An 18,984-nucleotide genomic window follows, 5' to 3' on the forward strand; every position below is an offset into this window, starting at 1 on the left:
AGCTTCAACTAATAAACGTAAATATTCAATTGAAACCTGTTAGTAGCTTTATTTAAACGCTTCAGTTCTATTAGCAGATTTTCTTTTGCTATTCTTCCCATGCACCAAAAGCCTAAGGAAAGTATTTATAAAAAAGAATATGCAAATAGGACATCATGCATTACCTAATCTTACAAAACAGGCAACAGAAAAAAAGCCTGTGAATCTATTTTTTTCGCAGGCTTTAATGATAAGAGAACGTCTATACAACCGATAAAAATATAATAATCTTAATGTATTACTTCAGCTTTCTTCTTCGGCATATAAAGATCCGTAATGCTGCCCTCAAATATTTCACTGGCTAACATTACCGTTTCAGACAATGTTGGGTGTGGGTGTATGGTTAAGGCAATATCTTCCGCTTCGCAGCCCATTTCAATCGCTAAGGCAATTTCACTAATTAATTCACCCGCATTCGGACCGACAATACCAGCGCCTAACACACGCTGTGTTTTAGGATCAAATAATAATTTAGTTAAGCCTTCGTCACGCCCCTGACCTAATGAACGACCGCTGGCCATCCAAGGAAACACGGCTTTTTCATAAACAATATTTTTCTCTTTAGCTTCCATTTCTGTCAATCCAACCCAAGCGATTTCTGGATCGGTATAAGCAACCGAAGGAATACAACGTGGTTCAAAAAAGTGTTTTTTACCGACAATCACTTCCGCCGCCACACGCGCTTCAGCCACGGCTTTATGCGCTAACATAGGATTACCTACGATATCGCCAATCGCAAAAATATGATTAACCTTGGTTCTTAATTGTTTATCCACCGCAATAAAACCGCGATCATCTATATCAATACCTAATACTTCTGCTCCAATTAATTTTCCATTCGGTTTACGCCCTACCGCGGATAAAATACGATCATAACGTTGTGGTTTATCGGGTACATTCTCACCTTCAAAACTAACCCACAAGCCATCTTTTTTAGCTTCAACTTTAGTAACGCGTGTATTGAGGATAAATTTATAATGTTTACTAAGACGTTTAGAAAGCGGCTTAACAATATCTTCATCGGCGCCTGCAATAATTCGACTACCACCTTCTACCACGGTAATCGAAGCACCCAGCGCGTGATAAACTGTGGCCATTTCCATACCAATAATACCGCCACCTAACACTAAGAGATCACCTTTGGTTTCTTTCAGCTCTAACGCGCCGGTTGAATCGATAATACGTGGATCATTCGGTAAAAAAGGTAACCGAACTGGCTGCGATCCCGCCGCAATAATGGCCTGCTCAAATTGCACCACTTGCTGACCTGCTTCTGTTTTGATGGTTAATTCATTTTTAGCCGTAAATTTTCCTTCGCCTTGAATCACTTCGACTTTACGTTGTTTAGCTAACATCGATAAACCACCGGTTAGCCTTTTAACTACGCTTTCTTTCCAAGTACGAAGTTTATTAATATCTATTTTAGGCTTAGCAAACTCTACACCAAACTCTTTCATCGCAGCCGCATCTTCAATGACTTTAGCGGCATGCAATAATGCTTTAGAGGGAATACACCCCACGTTTAAACAAACACCCCCTAAAGTCGCATCCTTTTCTACTAATATGACTTTTTTCCCTAAATCCGCGGCACGAAAAGCCGCCGTATAACCACCTGGGCCACTTCCTAACACCAGCACTTCAGTCTTTTTAGTTTCTAAGTCAGCCATATTTTCCTCTTAAGTAAAATGATCATTAAAATAAATCCGAAATCGTCGTCCCGCGGCCGCCGTCCTTTGGCTTGACCAAAGGATTGACCGCTCTCCAAGGACGTCGTCCCGTGGCTTGACCACGGGATCCATACTTTTCTCTGGATCCCCCGCTTTCGCGGGGGATGACGAGCGAAAGCGGAGGATGACGAGCGAAAAAGCTACAGCAACCAGCGACGGATGTCGGACAAACAATCAGCCAAAAACACAATAAATCGTGCACCTTCCGCACCATCGATAACACGATGGTCATAGGATAAACACAAGGGCAACATCAAACGCGGAATAAATTCTCCGTCTTGATATTGTGGTTTAAACTGCGCTTTGGATACGCCTAAAATAGCTACATCCGGCAGATTAACAATTGGCGTAAATGCGGTACCACCAATACCCCCTAAACTAGAAATGGTAAACGAACTACCTTGCATATCGGCACTGCTCAGTTGTTTTAAACGCGCCTTATTACTCACTTCGGCTAATTCTTTGGCTAATTCTAAAAGACTTTTTTTATCAACATCTCTTATAACTGGCACCACTAACCCTTCTGGTGTATCAACGGCAATACCAATATGAAAATACTTCTTAAGAATTAATTGTTCGCCATCGGCTGATAAAGAGGAGTTAAACGCAGGAAATGCTTTCAGCGCCGTTACCACCGCTTTCATAATAAAAACTAAGGGTGTCAATTTAACGTTTTGTTTTGCAGCAAACGCCGCTTGTGCTTTGCGAAAAGCTTCCAATTCGGTAATGTCCGCATCATTAAACTGTGTGACATGCGGAACTAGCAACCAATTACGATGTAAATATTGTGCACTTAGTTTTTTAATGCGTGATAGTGGTTTATTTTCTGTTTCACCAAATTGACTAAAATCAATTTGTGGCGCACTAGGTAGGCCCGAGCCTGTACCACTGCTTTGACCCGTTTGACTTAAACGAGATTTCACAAAATTTTGTAGATCTTCTTTTACCACACGGCCTTTTTGACCTGTGCCTTTAATTTGATTGAGATCCAAGCCAAATTCACGCGCTAAGCGGCGAACACCTGGCCCTGCATGCACATCATCCCCTTGATCATCCTCTGCTGAGGAAATCGCTGTATCGTCGGTGTTCACCGTTGCCGTGGCGGTTTCAGTGGGTTTTGCTGTTTCTTGCAGAACCTTTGGCGCGGTTGTTTCTGTTTTAGGCGCTGGTTTTTCTTCTACTGCCGCTGCATCCGCTCCTACTTCTAGCAGCACGATGAAATCGCCTTTAGAAACTTTATCGCCCACCTTTACTTTTATTTCCTTTACTTTACCTGCAAAGGGCGCAGGAATATCCATGGAGGCTTTATCACTCTCCAAGGTAATCAACGCCTGCTCGGCTTGAATAGACTCACCCACCTTAATTGGTATTTCAATGATCGCCGCTCCAGAAACGTTACCTAAATCAGGTACGCGGACTTCTTTTAAATTAGACAAACTAATTCTCCTCAACTATTCATAATGCTTAAAGGTTTCATTTAAGCTGTAAAAGGATTGGGTTTTTTAGCATCAATACTATACTTTGCAAAAGCCTGTTCAATTTCCTTAGCACTTACTACGCCCTCTGCGCATAAGGCATGCAAACTCGCAATAACGATAAAGAAACGATTTACTTCAAAAAATTGACGCAGTTGCTCGCGTGTATCACTGCGACCGTAACCATCCGTACCTAATACCAGGTAATTTTGTTTTATAAAGCCACGAATTTGATCGGCATTTAAACGAATATAATCGCTCGCCGCAATCACAGGACCTATACGATCAGATAAACACTTAGCCACATAGCTTTGTTTGGCTGGAGCGCTAGGGTGAAGCAAATTATCACGCTCAACCGCTAAGGCTTCTTTACGTAATTCTGAAAAGCTGGTCACACTCCAGATATCAGCCGTCACAGCAAAATCTTTTTCTAATAATTCAGCGGCGGCAATCACTTCATTGAGAATGGTACCGGATCCTAATAATTGTACATGCTTGCGCTTTTCATTGGGTTTTTTATTTTCTGCTAATAAATACATACCCTTGAGAATGCCTTCTTCACTCCCTTTTGGTAAAGCAGGCTGTTTATAGTTTTCATTCATTAAGGTCAGGTAATAAAATACATTTTCCTGTTTTTCAACCATACGACGTAAACCGTCTTGAATGATGACGGTTAACTCATAACCAAAACAAGGATCGTACGCCACACAATTAGGTACGACGGAGAAAAATAAAAGATTATGTCCATCTTGGTGCTGCAAGCCTTCACCCGCTAAGGTGGTTCTACCAGCGGTTGCGCCTAAAATAAAGCCGCGCGCTTGCATATCACCGGCTGCCCACACAAAATCACCGACCCGTTGATAACCAAACATCGAATAATAAATATAAAAAGGAATCATACTTAAATTATTCGTACTATACGAAGTCGCTGCCGCCATCCATGAACAAAAAGCGCCACCTTCATTAATGCCTTCTTCTAATAACTGGCCTTTAACATCTTCACGGTAATACATCAGCTGATCGGCATCGACCGGTTTATAAAGCTGTCCTACGGGTGAATAAATACCAATCTGACGAAATAAACCTTCCATACCAAAGGTACGCGATTCATCAGGAACAATGGGCACCACACGAGGACCTAAGGTTTTGTCTTTTAAAATATGGCGTAAGATATCAACAAACACCATAGTAGTAGAAATTTCACGATCGTTTGATCCTTGCAATGGCGTAGCAAAGTGATCCAGTGCTGGGACTGTTATGGTTTCATCGGATCGCGAACGCCGCGCTGGTAAATAACCACCTAACTTTTTACGATTCTCTTGTAGATATTTAATCTCAGGACTGTCTTTTCCAGGATGATGAAAACTTAAGCTTTCCACTTCTTTATCTGTCATCGCCAACTTAAATCGATCCCGAAAAGCTAACAACTGTTCGTGCGTCATCTTTTTTTGCTGGTGAGTAATATTTTGTCCTTCACCCGCCGTTCCCATACCATACCCTTTAATCGTTTTGGCTAGTATAACCGTGGGCTGACCTGTGTGCTCAACCGCTGCTTTATAAGCGCTATACACTTTTTGGATATCATGTCCGCCACGCTTTAGGTGCCAGAGATCTTCATCACTCATATCAGCAACCAGCGCTTTCAGCTCAGGAAACTTACCAAAAAAATGTTCGCGAATATACGCACCATCTTTGGCACGGTAATTTTGATATTCACCGTCAATGGTTTCCATCATCACCCGTGGTAACAAACCTTGTTTATCTTTAGCTAACAGTGCATCCCAAGCACTACCCCAAAGCACTTTAATGACATTCCAACCGGCACCACGAAATACACCTTCTAATTCTTGGACAATTTTACCGTTACCACGTACCGGTCCATCGAGTCGTTGTAAATTGCAATTCACCACAAAAATAAGATTATCGAGATTTTCTCGTCCCCCAACAGAAAGTGCACCTAAGGATTCCGGTTCATCCATTTCGCCATCACCGCAAAACATCCATACTTTTCTATTCTGTGTGTTCAGCAAGCCACGATTGTGTAGATATTTTAAAAAACGGGCTTGATAGATAGCCTGCATAGGCCCTAAACCCATAGAAACGGTAGGAAACTGCCAAAAATCTGGCATTAACCACGGATGGGGATAAGAGGTAATGCCTTTTCCGACTATTTCTTGTCGAAAATGCATCAGTTGATCTTCGCTTAATCGACCTTCTAAAAAGGCTCGAGCATAAATACCCGGTGAGGAATGACCTTGTATATAAAGTAAATCGCCGCCATGCTGCTGGGACGCCGCATGCCAAAAATGATTAAACCCTACTTCATATAAGGTGGCCGCTGACGCATAGGTCGCGATATGCCCACCCAGCTCAGAAGAAACTTTTCCGGCGCGTAATACCATCATGACCGCATTCCAACGAATTAACGCTGCAATACGATGTTCTAATTTTTTATCACCGGAAAAAGTCGCCTCGCGATTAACAGGAATCGTATTGATATAAGGTGTAGTTAAAGCACCGGGTAGTGCTATACCTTGTTGTCGCACTCTATCGATAAGCTGTTGTACGAGGAATTCAGCCCGCTCAGCGCCTTCGACCTTTAAGACAGACAACAGAGCATCTAACCACTCTTTGGTCTCAATGGGATCAGAATCTAGGTGAAAAGTTCGCTGCGTCATGGATAGTAGCTGCCCTTAAAAATATATTTTTATAATATATACTCTTCGCACTTGAATTTTTGGCGGTGTTTCCGCTCAACTCGCCATTTCGCGGCACTTGCCAAAAACCCCATTGTTATGAGTATAACGCGTTGCTCGGTATTCTACCTTAATTATCATTAAAGCGTCGTCCTGCGCTGGAGAAATCCAGGGCAGAATCCAGATAAAAAGTACGTTATAACAGTACGCCTAACGTAACAGCAAATACAATCACTAAGAAAATAATCAAAGACCGGTCAATCAATTTTAAGGCCTGAGGGTAATTTTCTAAGCTTAATTCAGCGTTTTCTTCTAAACCCAAAGCAATACGTCCACTTTTTTCAGTCAGCTCACGATTCAATGATAAATCTCTTAATAAGTAATCTAACCAAAATTGGCAGGTGTTCACAAAATTACCTGCCAAAGCGAACAGGATAGCGAATAAGCGAACCGGCAGCCAATCGAGAATAGAGAGTACTTGACTAGCCGCCTTGCCTAACGCAGGATAACTGGCATGAATATGCGCAGAACGCTCAACTAAACGATACACAAGTGCTGCCACAGGACCTAATAGCGCAAACCAAAAAATAACTGCAAATAATGTTTCATTGCTTTGCCAAAATATTGGCTGATGAACCTTATCTGTTTCATAAATATTTATCGGGCCCAAGCAATAAAAAAGCACAAAGGCACCCATCAGAAAAGCGAGCAAGCCATGAACAATAAATGCACTCAATCCATAAATAAGCGCAACCGGTATCACAACAGGCAGTACAACCAGCAATAAAGCCACATAATCCTGTTGTGCCCAGCTCTGGTTGTGGGTCAGTTGATGTACTTTATTAACATACTGTTCAAACCAATTAAAACGCGCCAGTAAATTACCTTTGTGCAAAAACCGCTCTATACTTAAACACAATAATAATGTAATAAAAGTCATAATATTCTCTCCAGCTCCTGCCAGGTTTCCGAAATAGCATGCAGTTTAATCGACACGCAACTTATCATTCAAGGCCAATGGCGTAGGATAACGTAAAACCACCCAATAAGACGAGCCAATAAATGTCAAGATAGTGGCCGCTTGAATAAGATAGTTGGCTTTTCCGCCAATTAAGGCTGGTGTAGCCTCTGCCGCTAAATAAGCAATTAATAAAGAAAACTCACTTGCCTGTCCTAAACGTACCCCCGCTTCACGCGCAATATTTCTTTTCTCACCTGACCAACGCAGTAAGACTTGAAACAGCCACGGTTTAATCAATAACACTAACCCGGCGAGTAACAGCGCAGGCACAATGACTTCGGGCAAATAACTTAAATCAAAACTTGCGCCAATCGCAAAGAAAAACATAATCAAACAGAAATCACGCAGTGGTTTTAGGTTCTCGGCAATAAAAACCGCAATAGGTCCTTCAGCAATAGAAACACCCGCTAAGAACGCACCTATTTCTGCGGAAAGCCCTAAGGCACGTGATAGTTCCGCTAAACCTAAACACCAACCTAATGCCACCAAGAAAAGGTATTCTTTAACACGATCGAAACGCATAAAAAGTTTGCTAATAAAATAGTGTTGTACTACAAACGCAAAACCAAGCAACAAAGGAAAGGTAACCAGGGTTAATCCTAAATCGGCCCATTTAGAACCTGTTAGATGTGCGCCATGCACTAATAACAACATGACAATCGCTAACAAATCTTGTAGCAATAAAACACTAATGATCGTTTCACCGATGGGTTTATTATGTAATGCGAGCGTCGGTAATAACTTTAAACCAATAATGGTACTGGAAAAAATTAAGCTTGCGCCTATCAACAAACTTTCTAATAAGGTAAAACTAAACAGATAACCAACCGCAAACCCAATCAGTGTAAATAAAGCACTAAACACCAATGTCACTAAGGCGGTTTTTTTCAAACTATGCAAAAACTCTTGTGGCGTCAGATCCAAACCCACTAAAAACAATAGGAAGATAATACCAATATCGCCAATGTCACGCGCAACGCCCAAATTAGGCACTAACTTTAATCCGCTGGGACCAAAAATAACCCCTAGCAATATATAGGCCACCAACAAAGATTGACGTGTATACAGTGCAATCGTCGCTAAAACAGCGGCACCCGTAAAAATGACAAAGGTAGAAAAAACGAAACTATGATCCATCCATTACTCCTCTAAACACAGCAGTGAGGCGTTACCTCCTGCTGCCGTGGTATTAATAGACAATGAACGTTCCACACATAATCGAGGAAGATAATAAGGACCACCTGCTTTTGGCCCCGTTCCAGATAGACCTTCACCACCAAATGGTTGTACACCCACCACCGCGCCTATCATTGTCCGGTTAACGTATTGATTACCCACATGCACATTTCGTGTAATCGTATCGACTGTATTTTGAATTCGACTTTGTATTCCCAGTGTTAAGCCGTAACCGGTATGATTGATAGACGCTATCATCGCATCACGATCCTTAGCTGCATAACGGACAACATGCAAGATAGGACCAAATACTTCACGCTTTAACTGATCTAAACTATCCAGTTGAAATAATGCAGGTGGGAAAAAGTTAGTTTCATCAATACCATCTGGCATAGCCACTTGATAAAGTAATGTCGCTTCTTCTTTCATACGATCAAAATGTTCTTGTAAAGTCTTCTTAGCGCCTTGATCAATAACAGGCCCTATATCGGTAAACAATGTCGCTGGATTACCTAACTGTAGTTCAGCCATTGCACCACAAAGCATCTCAATTAATTTATCGGCTATTTCATTTTGTACAAATAAGACACGCAACGCCGAACAACGCTGCCCCGCGCTACCGAACGCTGAATTTAAAGCATCCGCGACCACTTGTTCAATCAATGCGGAAGAATCCACAATCATGGCATTTTGGCCGCCGGTTTCCGCAATAAACGGTAAGATACCGCCGATACGGCTTGCCAGGCCTTGATTAATTTCACGTGCGGTTTCTGTAGAACCGGTAAATACAATGCCTTTAATGCGCGGATCTAAGGTTAATTTTGGCCCGATGACCGCACCACTAGCCGGTACCAAATGTAATACTTGACCTGGAATACCGGCTTCATGCAATAAACGCACGGCGGCGGCGGCAATCAATGGCGTTTGACCGGCTGGTTTTGCAATCACTGTATTACCGGCGACTAATGCAGCGGTTACTTGGCCAATAAAAATCGCCAGCGGAAAATTCCAAGGACTAATACAAGCAATCACACCACGCCCTTGAAAACTCAACCAATTTTCTTCGCCGGTAGGACCTGGTAACAACTGTGGAACTAAATCCAAACGCGCGCGCATGGCATAATAACGACAGAAATCAATGGCTTCACGTACTTCGGCAATCGCATCCGGTAATGTCTTTCCACCTTCACGAACTGCTAACGCCATAAACTCTGCTGTTCTTTTCTCAAAAAGATCCGCTGCACGCTCAAGACAAGCTGCTCTTTCCTCTACCGGTGTATTTGCCCAGTGATGCGATATCGTATCGGCACTGTTAAGCGCTTTTTCGAGTTGCGCTAAATTAGCTAAGCTCACTTCACCAATAATCTGTTGTGTTTGTGCTGGATTGACCATCGAGCGTTTCTTTTCGCCCGCTTCTAATTGGCCATCAATAATAGGTCCTGCGACTTCATGTTTTTTAGAGGCTTCTTCTATTTGCGCTGACAATACCTGCCACGATTCGGTATCAGAAAAATCAATCCCCATCGCATTTTTACGTCCTTCACCATAAATATTAATCGGCAAAGGAATTTTTGGATGTGGGATCACTTTCACTTGCTTCATTTTATTCACCGGATCAATCAACATCTCTTCAATAGGCACTGAGGGATCAACAATACGATTAACAAATGATGTATTCGCGCCATTTTCTAATAAACGTCTAACTAAATAGGCCAGTAAATCTTCATGGCCGCCTACCGGTGCATAAACGCGACAAGGAATATTAAGATGTTCAGGCCCTACAATGTAGTCATATAAGGTATAGCCCATACCATGCAAGCACTGAAATTCAAAATCACGATTTTTTCCAGCCAACTGCAACACTGTTGCCAAGGTATACGCATTATGCGTCGCAAATTGTGGATAGATCTCTTTGCTATGCGCCAATAATTTTTTAGCACAGGCAACAAAAGACACATCCGTCGAACTCTTACGCGTAAAGACCGGATAACCTTTTACACCCCTAATTTGCGCAACTTTAATTTCTGTATCCCAATAAGCACCTTTAATCAATCGTACCATCCAACGCTTGCCTTGTTTTTGGCTTAAATCGATTAACCAATCCAGCACAAAAGGCGCACGTTTTTGATAAGATTGGACTGCTAGACCAAATCCTTCCCAACCTGCTAAGGCCGGATCGCAAAATACCGCACCGATAATGTCTAAAGAAATATCTAAACGATCGGCCTCTTCCGCATCCACAGTCAAGCTAATATTATTTTCTTTGGCTTGTAGCGCTAAGCGTAGGAGACGTTCGATGAGGAAAGGTACCACGGTACTTTCTTTGGCAAATTCATAACGCGGGTGCAACGCCGATAATTTAATAGAAATACCCGGCGCATCCTTTAAGCTTTTCCCTAATACCACTTTACCAATCGCATCAATAGCGGTTTGATAGGCTTGAAAATAGCGTTCTGCATCTTTTTCAGTACGTGCCGCTTCTCCCAACATATCATACGAAAAACGATAGCCTCTTGCTTCATGATCTTTAGCACGCTTAAGCGCTTCGGTTATCGTTTGTCCCATGACAAACTGACGACCTAATAACTGCATGGCCTGCTTAACCGCCTTACGAATAATAGGTGCGCTGGTTCGCCCCATAAAACGACGTAATAAACCACTTAAACCACTCTGTTCATCGGATTTAAGCAATTTACCGGTTAGCAAGAGCCCCCATGAACTGGCATTAACAAAAAATGAAGAACTTTGGCCAAGATGAGAAGCCCAATCCGCATTACTAATTTTATCTTCTAAGAGCGCATCAATCGTCGTGCTATCCGGAATACGCAACAGTGCTTCGGCCAAACACATTAAAGCGATACCTTCCTGGCTCGATAAATCATATTCATACAGAAAAGCATCCAAACCGCCCTTAGATAGACGTTTTGAGCGAATTTTCTCCACTAAACCCCGTGCAACCCTCGCTATGCTTAAGGTAACATCATTGGGTAGCGCAGCGGCTTCAATTAATTGACGAACAACCTCCGTCTCATCGGCATAATAAGCCTTCGCAATCGCTGCCCGTAAAGGAGTTTTGTTCTCTGACTCTGGTGAAAACCACATCCGAACCTCGTAAAAGAATACAAAATTTATTTTTTTATTATTTTTATTAATCGATGCCTGTTTTTACTCACAGCAATTGGGTTTTCGGCAAGTACCGCGAAATTGCGAATTGAGCAGGAACGCAGCCGAAAATCCAATTGCCAAGAGTATACATCGCTATTTTGAACCTAATCATACATCAACTCATCTAGCGGGGTTTGTGTCGTAGAACCACCGTTTTGAATCAATTCACAGATAACATCCGTAATACAAAGGTAACGTAGAATATTAGGTGTCACTTCGTCAAAGCTGGCCTTGACCCCTAACAAAGATTGCTCCACTTCATCGAAACTAACACCGATCCCATAACCCAAGCATAAAGAGCAGAGTTGATCGGCCCTACGCGCAATCGCTGGTAACAACCCCACTTCAGAGAAAACCTCTTCATAGGTAATAACCCGCCCATTCAGCGTAAAAGTCGCTTTTAAGGTTTTTGCAATGGCATGCAAGCTTTTTTTCAGCTCCATGAGACCCCCCTACTCTTTCCACCAAGGAATGGCGATCTTGCGTGGGCCTGCAAAAACCGTTCGTAGCCAACGTAAAAACACCGTCACAGAAAAACCATAACGCCCTAATAACCCAAAAAACGTCATTGCAACAAGTGCCAATACAAAGCTCCAAACGCGTATATGCAGCAAAAATAACAACAAGGGAAATGCCGCTCGCGCATCGATCAAAAAAAATCGAGGAGTACGTGCGGAATCACGCCAATGTGCTTCTGTAGGAACACGAGCCATTCTTTATAGTTTCCCATTGTTAATTTTTTAATCATATCCAGGCTAATGGCCGAAATAATACAGCATGTCCTCTGGAATTTAAAGCTAAGAAAATAAACAGCAGACCCAAGCAACACGCAGTCTCAGCTATTCCCCTTAGGGGGTCAATTCTCTAGCCAAAGACGGTATATCTGTTATCTCCTTCTGAACATGGGATTGCATAGCAGCCATCGCCTGATGAAGACGATCTTTTAAAAGTTCAACACAATAACGAGATTTAGTTTCAACGCTTTGACCTGAGAGATAGTACATAACAAGCTGGTAAATCATCACCCATACTAGCAAATAAAATCGGTATCGCTGCTTATCGATAACCGTCCCAAATTCAGCTTCCCAATTTTTAATTCTCTCATCCATTGCTTGAACATCAATGAGATTAGGCAATGTTTTCAATTGTTCTTTTAACCGATCAAGCGCTTCCCGTTTTTTATTCCTCACATCGCTATTGACGAAAAAGAAGCTTGCCCTCGTATTTTTTTCTTCCTCAGGAATGCTATCGATAGCACTCTTGAGGAAACTAATGCTATCCATGGTGTTGAAAAACCAATTTTTATCTTGTCGTGAGGTGAATAAAGGTAAATGCTGTTTATAGGTGTCAACCTGATGGAACCATTCGCAAATTTCCCATAATGAACCTTCATGGGATTTATTTTGTAAATCCAAAAGCTGTTTAGTAGAGATCATACGTTTAGTAATCAATTCTAAATCTCGTCTCTTTTTACCCAGTATCTCGAGCTGACTAACATCACAATAATTTAGATAACCGCTTAATAAACTGAATGGGCCACAATCACGTCTGCCATGCATATCCTGCAAATAGTCAGCTATTTTTTCAGGATGTTGTTTAATAAAACCCTTGAGGTGCTTTCCTCGAATAGAATCTCTCAGTTCTTTCTTAAATAGAAAAAAATAATCCGGCTGTTCAGAGGATGGTAATGGGGTTTCTTCTGCCTCAGCAACTCGCAATAAATTTTCTATATAAACACCAAATTTGCCGGCTGGCATCTTCCCTAAAAGATGAAAAGCCTTCTCAGTAAGACTTTCTACTAAATTTTTTCGGGAATCCGGATCTTTTATTTCCTTAAAGAAAAAATCAATTTCGACTTTGTTCAGCCAACTCGCGTCTTTAAAAATGAGTTCTACTAATCTATATTCCGCCGCTTTTTTTCTTATTTCTGCAGAATGCAGCTTAATCGTTTCTAAAATAATAAGGTAATAATTTGATATATCAGAAAAAGCGCTTAATTTAAAATAATCGCTTAGCGTATTTGTTGCAAAATGCCGCTCCATTGCCCGTACCCTGGCATTATATTCATCAATGAGGTTATTCAGCGGCTCACTCTCACCTACCTCATGATTAATTTCGTTGAGGGTTTTTAGCTCTCTATCTAACACTGCCCTATGGATTTGCTTTAATTTTATCAATGATGCTAGCTCATCCCTTTTAAACCTAGCTAAAAGATGACCGAGCAGCTGCTCTGCTGCGAGGTGTTCTTCTATATAATTGACGAAAGTTGGATCATCCCTATCTAACCTTAGCAGCAAACTAAAATAATCTTGTGCCGTCATTAAATAATGTTCAAGGGGACTAACTGATTTTTCATCTAAAAAACGCAGCAAACCCTGTATACGCGCTGTTATAGAAGCCTTCTCATTGCACCCTATTTCGCTAAGTCGATTAGGCATCGTATTAAAAGCTGCATTTAAGCTAACCAGCATAAATTTAGCATTTTTAGGCAAAACTATCTGTTTACATATATCAGCTAATTGTTGCTTAATGGCTTGAGGCAATTCTTCAGAAGCTGCCAGCTCAGACAGTACATCAAGTAACCAGTAAGGTGATGCTAAACTATCATTTTGTATACTCAACAGATCGAGCTGAATATTTCTTTTAATCCACTTAGTCGCATCAAAAAATGAGTCACTCTGTTTAAACGAAACACTGCTCAGAAAACCTAGCAGTTTGTTAATATCTTTATCTACTTGCTGAAAAAATTCAGCAACCATGTTTTTTATATCTGACAACTCATCATTCAATATTTTTTGATAAGCTATCAGCACCTCTTCAGAGCCTATCTGCTGTTTCTCAGCCATTTCGCCCAATGTATTTAGGTTTTTTGTTAAACTAATGATTTTCTCAGCATATTGCTCTTTCAACGTAGGAATTAACGAACTGAGCTTAAATTCTTCCTCTAAGCCCACAAGCCATGATGAGGAATAGCGTTGTACTGCATCCTGATACTCACTTATAGCTAATAATGGATAATTAATATCGAGCTTAAATTGCTCTAAATTGTTAAGAAATACTTTTTTATAGGCCTCTTTCCTCGCTTGGAGAGCCCTCTTTCCACTTATAAAATCAAATGGGTTTAGCATTTTTTGATATTATTATTGTTGGATATGGATTAGCTTAAGTTATATCATCCTAACGTTAAGGGACTATTAAAATAATAACCACGAAGCGAACGCCAGGACAAACGTGTAGGACAAATATATGATCTAAACGCTACTCAGGGTAATGCCCATTCACTATAGCTAGGCGCCTCGGTTGACGATTAATCCTATGAAAAAAGGCAATAAATATAAGATAATTGCTAAATTTGAAGAGATTGATTACAATCTACCTCCCCTATCGGGCCGAATAGCTCAGTCGGTAGAGCAGAAGACTGAAAATCTTTGTGTCGGTGGTTCGATTCCACCTTCGGCCACCAGGAAATTCAATGACTTATAAAGATTTAAGAAAATATTAAAAAATGCGTGTCATGCAGGTGTCGTAATCAGCACTAATTTTTAGACTAAGTAACACTGAACAATCAATATTATCTAGTATATTTTACAGTCAATTCTCTTGCTCTAGCTTCTTGGATATCATCCATTGTCATATTGAGATGAAATTTCTTCTCAGGGGCATAATAGCCTAATCTCAGAAAGTGCACGTAAAGAATCTCTTAAGAACTTACTATTGATCGTACCATCGTCAGAAATACCAGCCCGAACTACCAATGCCAGCTTTTCCATCACCCATTCCATCGTAGCAATTGCAGAATGGGTAGATTTTACTTGGCGCGATTTTAAGTAGGCTTGACCCTCTGGTTTTTTTAAAAGACGAGTAGCTATCCGTGAAGCATTGGCTGAAGAAAACCCTGCCTTTATTGCTGCTTGCTTAGCGTCCATTTTACCCGTCTCATCCATTTGTTCTATTAATAGGTTATAGAAAACAAACTGACGCTGCGTAAGTCCATTGGGTAAACGGGTTTCGTTAGCCATCTTCGTAGACCATAATGGGTCATTAATTGTCTAGAATTAATACAATTATATCTTATAAAATACTTTTGATAAGATATTTAATCCCTTTATTAATCAAAAACTATTACGCTCAATTGAGGTCAAATTAGTATAAGCAAACTAGCTCTCTTATCTTAAGAAATACATCTATTAAGCCTTCAAACATACTAGTGGTAATTTCCAACCTATCGCCTAAAGACCATAAATAATGGTGAATAATTTCTGGTTTGTAATCTAATTTTTTATAGTTTTAATAGACTTAAAGTAATTACTTCTTAACTACAAAAATAAGGAAAAGAAGAAGTGACGATTGCCATTCACCACCCTCACGATAAATTTTTCAAGCGAAATCTAAAGGAAAAAAAGATAGCAATAGACTTCTTAAAAGCCTATCTACCGCAAACTATTTATAAATCTATAGACATTCATACGCTTCAGCTCACTGAAAAAAGCTTTATTGTCCCAGAGCTTAAAGAGATCCACAGCGACATCATTTATAAATGTGAAATTAATCAAACATCAGGCTACCTATTTTTCCTAGTAGAACATGAGTCAACGGCTAAAGATGAATTAATGGCCTTTCGTTTATTACACTATATTGTCTCTCTCAGCTATGAACATCTTCAACAAGGAAACAAAAAACTACCTATTATTTTACCGTTATGCATTTACCATGGTGAAGTGTCACCCTATCCACATTCGACCGACCTTTACGATAACTTTGCAGACCCAGAATTTGCCAGAAAAGTAGCTTTTAAGCCTTTTAAGCTCATAGACCTCACTGTCCTATCAGATGATGAAATTAGCCAGCATGGACTTGCTGCCCTTATGGAAATGCTATTTAAGCACCAACGAGATAAAAACTTCTTGTCTATTATGAGAAAAATGCTACAAAACCATCTTGTACAAAATATAATCAAACAGCTTAATATTTCCTATCTCACGGATATGTTAAACTACATAGTAAATACCAGTTAGGATGATAGTGAGCCGCAAGCCGCTCAACACCTTATCCAAGAACTGATACAAGCTTTCCCAGGGGAAAAAGAGGTTATTATGACTTTTGCTCAACAATTAAAACAAGAAGCCTTACAACAAGGCCGAGAAGAAGGGCGACACGAAGGTGTTTTGTCAGTTGCTAAAAGACTATTAGTTGAAGAAGGCATGTCCCCGCAAGCTGTCCAAAGATTAACCAGCTTATCTAAAAATGAGGTTATGGATTTAGTCAATAAGCACTAAATTCACAAAATGGATTTCTTGAAACTGGAAGCTGCATTGCTTTAATGATCTACTTATCAGACGTTATAATCTTCTTGGCTGCTTCCTTAGTTTCTTCTACCACTTGGAGTAACACTTGATAAAGTATTTCAGATTCCTCAAGCGATTCTGCTCGTAATACCGTTCCGATTTCTGTGCATATTTGTTCTAAACGATTCGCGCCACAATAACCTGCGCCACCTTTCCATTTATGCGCCATCTTTCCTATACCTTGCCAATCCTTGTCCTGATGATATTGTTTTAGCTCCACTATTTCTTTTTCCAAACTACTTTCTAGTAATTCCAACAATTCATAAAGTGTTTCTTTATCACCCAATAGTTTTAATGCCTTCTCTTTATCTAAAAGAGGAAATGATTGTAAATCATAGGGAAGCTCATCGCGATTTTCTTTTAAAATAGAAGATTGTGAATGCGATAAAAACACACTGAGTATCTCTGCCGCTTTCTCGGGGGTTAATGGTTTGCTGTAGATCGCATTCATGCCATTTTCAAGACAACGCTTCTTCTTTTCTTTAACCGTATGTGCTGTTAATCCAATAATGGGCACCGATGGATTACTCTGCCATTGTTTTAAACGAATACGACGTGTCACATCACAACCATCTCCATCCGGTAAGCCAATATCCATTAATATAAGATCATAATAATTTCTTTCTACTAAGTTTAAGGCCATTTTTCCATCCGGAGCGATATCCGTTTGGCAATTTAGCTCCAACAGAGCACCCTGTGCTACTCTGGCAGCGATAGGGTTATCTTCAACAACCACTAACACGCGACTTCCTGTCGTCACAGGTATTGCTTGCGGTGCAGGCGCCTGGCTCGTTTTTTTAGTGAGTATATGAATACCTTTTGCAAACGATAAAGTCTTTTCTATTTCACTTTCATTGCTGGCTGGGGATAACGATTCTTGCAAAGGAATGAAGCACATAAAGGTTGAGCCCCGATTGGGTTGGCTATCCAGCTGAATCTCGCCTTTTAAGTCATCAACAAATTGCTTAACCACTGATAATCCCAATCCCGTCCCTGAATAAATACCCTGATATGAAGGCGTTAAGCGGGTAAAGCGAGTATAAATCTCATGATGTTTATCTCTAGGAATACCTATCCCTGTATCACTGACACGCAACTCAATGATCAGCTCACGTTTCTTCTTCTCTATTAAACGTGCGCTGACTATAATTTCGCCTTTATTTGTATATTTTAACGCATTTGTCACCAACTCTAGCACAATACGTTGTAGTCGTATGGAATCACCCAGCACATACGGAGAAATATTCTTGTCATAATCAAAATATAAATTAAGGTTTTTTACATCCGCCTGCGGTTTGTTTAAGCGTATAACCTGTTCTAATATTTTATATAAGCTAAACTTCTGCCTTAAAAGCGGAATTTCTCCCGTTGCTACTTGTATACTTTCTAAAATTTTATTCAGAAATTCCAATAAAGCATTGCTTGAGTCTACAAGGTCTATCGCATATTCTTCTACTTTCCTTGGATTATTTGATTGCGTTTGAATCAAACGAGCGCAACCCACAATGCCAGATAAGGGTGTTCTGATGTCATGACGCATGTTTTCTAAAAATTCGGTTTTAGCTTGATTGGCTACTTCTGCTTTTTTTAAGGAAATTTCAAGTTTTGCTTGAGTCTCTTTAAGCTCTGTAATATCGAGTGAAACACCCAACACCCCTATCGTTTTACTTGTTTTCCCTTTGAGAGGTGATTTTCTTGTCAAAAAAGTATGTAAATTTCCATCTCTCAATTTAGCTGTTTCTTCAAAGATAGAAGTCTGGTTACTACTCATGACAAATTTATCATTTTCTATAATTCGTTCAGCCTGTTCTTTCCAAATAAACTCATAATCACTTTTCCCCACCGCCTCTTTTCTATCAGAACATCCAGTAAGTTCAGCATGTAATTGGCTTCCGCCTAGGATAAGGGAGTTTTTATCCTTCCAATAGATACTTGCCGGAACATAATCCACTATATTGTTGAGATAAGTCAGTAACGTTTCTTTTTCCTTCCATAAAGCTTTATCTAAATTCTTCTCCTCCAGAGCTATTTCGCTAAATACCCCAATATCTTCAGATAATGAACCTGTATACTGGATAAATAGCGCTGCCTTTGAGCGATCCAAGTTATCAAAATAAACAACCGATTTTTTTGTATCCCCAATATTTTTTTCCAATAAGTGCTTTATTAAATTTAAATAGTTGCCTGAGAATATAGTATCAATCGATTTTCCTACTACTTCGTTTTCCACAATATCATTATGCATAGTAAGAAAATATCGATTACAACCCAAAAAAGCCTTTGTATCCTTTTGAACCCAATAAATAGAATAGGATAATAAATTTAATATATTTAAAGCCA

At 40.2% G+C, this 18,984-nt stretch carries 13 protein-coding genes and 1 tRNA gene; 3 read left to right on the forward strand and 11 right to left on the reverse strand.

The genetic code is table 11. The annotated features are described in order from the left end of the window. Window positions 1–269 precede the first annotated feature (269 nt). From lpdA to DMP02_RS04610, 9 genes are all read right to left on the reverse strand, one after another. Window positions 270–1,706 (reverse strand): dihydrolipoyl dehydrogenase, encoded by a 1,437-nt coding sequence (gene lpdA / locus DMP02_RS04570; RefSeq protein ID WP_126322887.1) that lies wholly within the window; start codon window positions 1,704–1,706, stop codon window positions 270–272. A 200-nt stretch (window positions 1,707–1,906) separates the two neighbouring features. Then, window positions 1,907–3,202, reverse strand: coding sequence for a dihydrolipoyllysine-residue acetyltransferase (gene aceF, locus DMP02_RS04575; RefSeq protein WP_126322888.1), 1,296 nt, complete (start codon window positions 3,200–3,202; stop codon window positions 1,907–1,909). Between the two features lie 41 nt (window positions 3,203–3,243). Beyond that, a complete protein-coding gene (gene aceE / locus DMP02_RS04580) occupies window positions 3,244–5,919 on the reverse strand; it encodes a pyruvate dehydrogenase (acetyl-transferring), homodimeric type (RefSeq protein WP_126322889.1) in 2,676 nt (891 codons plus the stop codon). Window positions 5,920–6,133: 214 nt separating this feature from the next. Continuing rightward, entirely contained in the window at window positions 6,134–6,877 is a 744-nt protein-coding gene (locus tag DMP02_RS04585; protein ID WP_126322890.1) for a regulatory signaling modulator protein AmpE, read from the reverse strand. A 45-nt stretch (window positions 6,878–6,922) separates the two neighbouring features. Beyond that, window positions 6,923–8,095 carry a cation:proton antiporter gene (locus DMP02_RS04590; protein WP_126322891.1) on the reverse strand — a complete coding sequence of 391 codons (1,173 nt, stop codon included), beginning with the start codon at window positions 8,093–8,095 and terminating at the stop codon, window positions 6,923–6,925. A 3-nt stretch (window positions 8,096–8,098) separates the two neighbouring features. Next, a complete protein-coding gene (putA, locus tag DMP02_RS04595) occupies window positions 8,099–11,236 on the reverse strand; it encodes a bifunctional proline dehydrogenase/L-glutamate gamma-semialdehyde dehydrogenase PutA (protein WP_126322892.1) in 3,138 nt (1,045 codons plus the stop codon). A 167-nt stretch (window positions 11,237–11,403) separates the two neighbouring features. Then, window positions 11,404–11,742, reverse strand: coding sequence for a type IV secretion IcmS family protein (locus DMP02_RS04600; RefSeq protein WP_126322893.1), 339 nt, complete (start codon window positions 11,740–11,742; stop codon window positions 11,404–11,406). Between the two features lie 9 nt (window positions 11,743–11,751). Beyond that, entirely contained in the window at window positions 11,752–12,012 is a 261-nt protein-coding gene (gene icmT / locus DMP02_RS04605) for an IcmT/TraK family protein (RefSeq protein WP_126322894.1), read from the reverse strand. A 135-nt stretch (window positions 12,013–12,147) separates the two neighbouring features. Beyond that, a complete protein-coding gene (locus DMP02_RS04610) occupies window positions 12,148–14,427 on the reverse strand; it encodes a hypothetical protein (RefSeq protein WP_126322895.1) in 2,280 nt (759 codons plus the stop codon). Window positions 14,428–14,686: 259 nt separating this feature from the next. Here DMP02_RS04610 and DMP02_RS04615 point away from each other — a divergent pair. After that, window positions 14,687–14,762, forward strand: a tRNA-Phe gene (locus tag DMP02_RS04615). A 190-nt stretch (window positions 14,763–14,952) separates the two neighbouring features. On the opposite strand, the gene DMP02_RS04620 is transcribed toward DMP02_RS04615, so the two are convergent. After that, window positions 14,953–15,318, reverse strand: coding sequence for a terminase small subunit (locus tag DMP02_RS04620; protein ID WP_232019621.1), 366 nt, complete (start codon window positions 15,316–15,318; stop codon window positions 14,953–14,955). A gap of 321 nt (window positions 15,319–15,639) precedes the next feature. Between DMP02_RS04620 and DMP02_RS04625 the strand changes: the two genes are divergently transcribed. Together DMP02_RS04625 and DMP02_RS07385 are read left to right on the forward strand one after the other, a co-directional pair. Beyond that, window positions 15,640–16,314, forward strand: coding sequence for an Rpn family recombination-promoting nuclease/putative transposase (locus DMP02_RS04625; RefSeq protein WP_232019622.1), 675 nt, complete (start codon window positions 15,640–15,642; stop codon window positions 16,312–16,314). Between the two features lie 78 nt (window positions 16,315–16,392). Continuing rightward, window positions 16,393–16,575, forward strand: a complete 183-nt coding sequence (locus DMP02_RS07385; RefSeq protein WP_232019623.1) for a transposase — start codon at window positions 16,393–16,395, stop codon at window positions 16,573–16,575. A 49-nt stretch (window positions 16,576–16,624) separates the two neighbouring features. Here DMP02_RS07385 and DMP02_RS04630 read toward each other — a convergent pair whose 3' ends face one another. Then, on the reverse strand, window positions 16,625–18,889 hold the full coding sequence (locus tag DMP02_RS04630; protein WP_172593981.1) for an ATP-binding protein: 2,265 nt from the start codon (window positions 18,887–18,889) through the stop codon (window positions 16,625–16,627). Between the last annotated feature and the right edge of the window lie 95 nt (window positions 18,890–18,984).

The organism is Candidatus Rickettsiella viridis, from assembly GCF_003966755.1.
GTDB lineage: Bacteria > Pseudomonadota > Gammaproteobacteria > Diplorickettsiales > Diplorickettsiaceae > Rickettsiella_B > Rickettsiella_B viridis.

What these genes read in the sequence shown, in the direction of transcription:
- lpdA (WP_126322887.1), bottom strand. Translation starts at nt 1,706, where the DNA reads ATGGCTGACTTAGAAACTAAAAAGACTGAAGTGCTGGTGTTAGGAAGT.
- aceE (WP_126322889.1), bottom strand. Translation starts at nt 5,919, where the DNA reads ATGACGCAGCGAACTTTTCACCTAGATTCTGATCCCATTGAGACCAAA.
- DMP02_RS04585 (WP_126322890.1), bottom strand. Translation starts at nt 6,877, where the DNA reads ATGACTTTTATTACATTATTATTGTGTTTAAGTATAGAGCGGTTTTTG.
- DMP02_RS04590 (WP_126322891.1), bottom strand. Translation starts at nt 8,095, where the DNA reads ATGGATCATAGTTTCGTTTTTTCTACCTTTGTCATTTTTACGGGTGCC.
- putA (WP_126322892.1), bottom strand. Translation starts at nt 11,236, where the DNA reads ATGTGGTTTTCACCAGAGTCAGAGAACAAAACTCCTTTACGGGCAGCG.
- DMP02_RS04600 (WP_126322893.1), bottom strand. Translation starts at nt 11,742, where the DNA reads ATGGAGCTGAAAAAAAGCTTGCATGCCATTGCAAAAACCTTAAAAGCG.
- icmT (WP_126322894.1), bottom strand. Translation starts at nt 12,012, where the DNA reads ATGGCTCGTGTTCCTACAGAAGCACATTGGCGTGATTCCGCACGTACT.
- DMP02_RS04610 (WP_126322895.1), bottom strand. Translation starts at nt 14,427, where the DNA reads ATGCTAAACCCATTTGATTTTATAAGTGGAAAGAGGGCTCTCCAAGCG.
- DMP02_RS04620 (WP_232019621.1), bottom strand. Translation starts at nt 15,318, where the DNA reads ATGGCTAACGAAACCCGTTTACCCAATGGACTTACGCAGCGTCAGTTT.
- DMP02_RS07385 (WP_232019623.1), top strand. Translation starts at nt 16,393, where the DNA reads ATGACTTTTGCTCAACAATTAAAACAAGAAGCCTTACAACAAGGCCGA.
- DMP02_RS04630 (WP_172593981.1), bottom strand. Translation starts at nt 18,889, where the DNA reads ATGCATAATGATATTGTGGAAAACGAAGTAGTAGGAAAATCGATTGAT.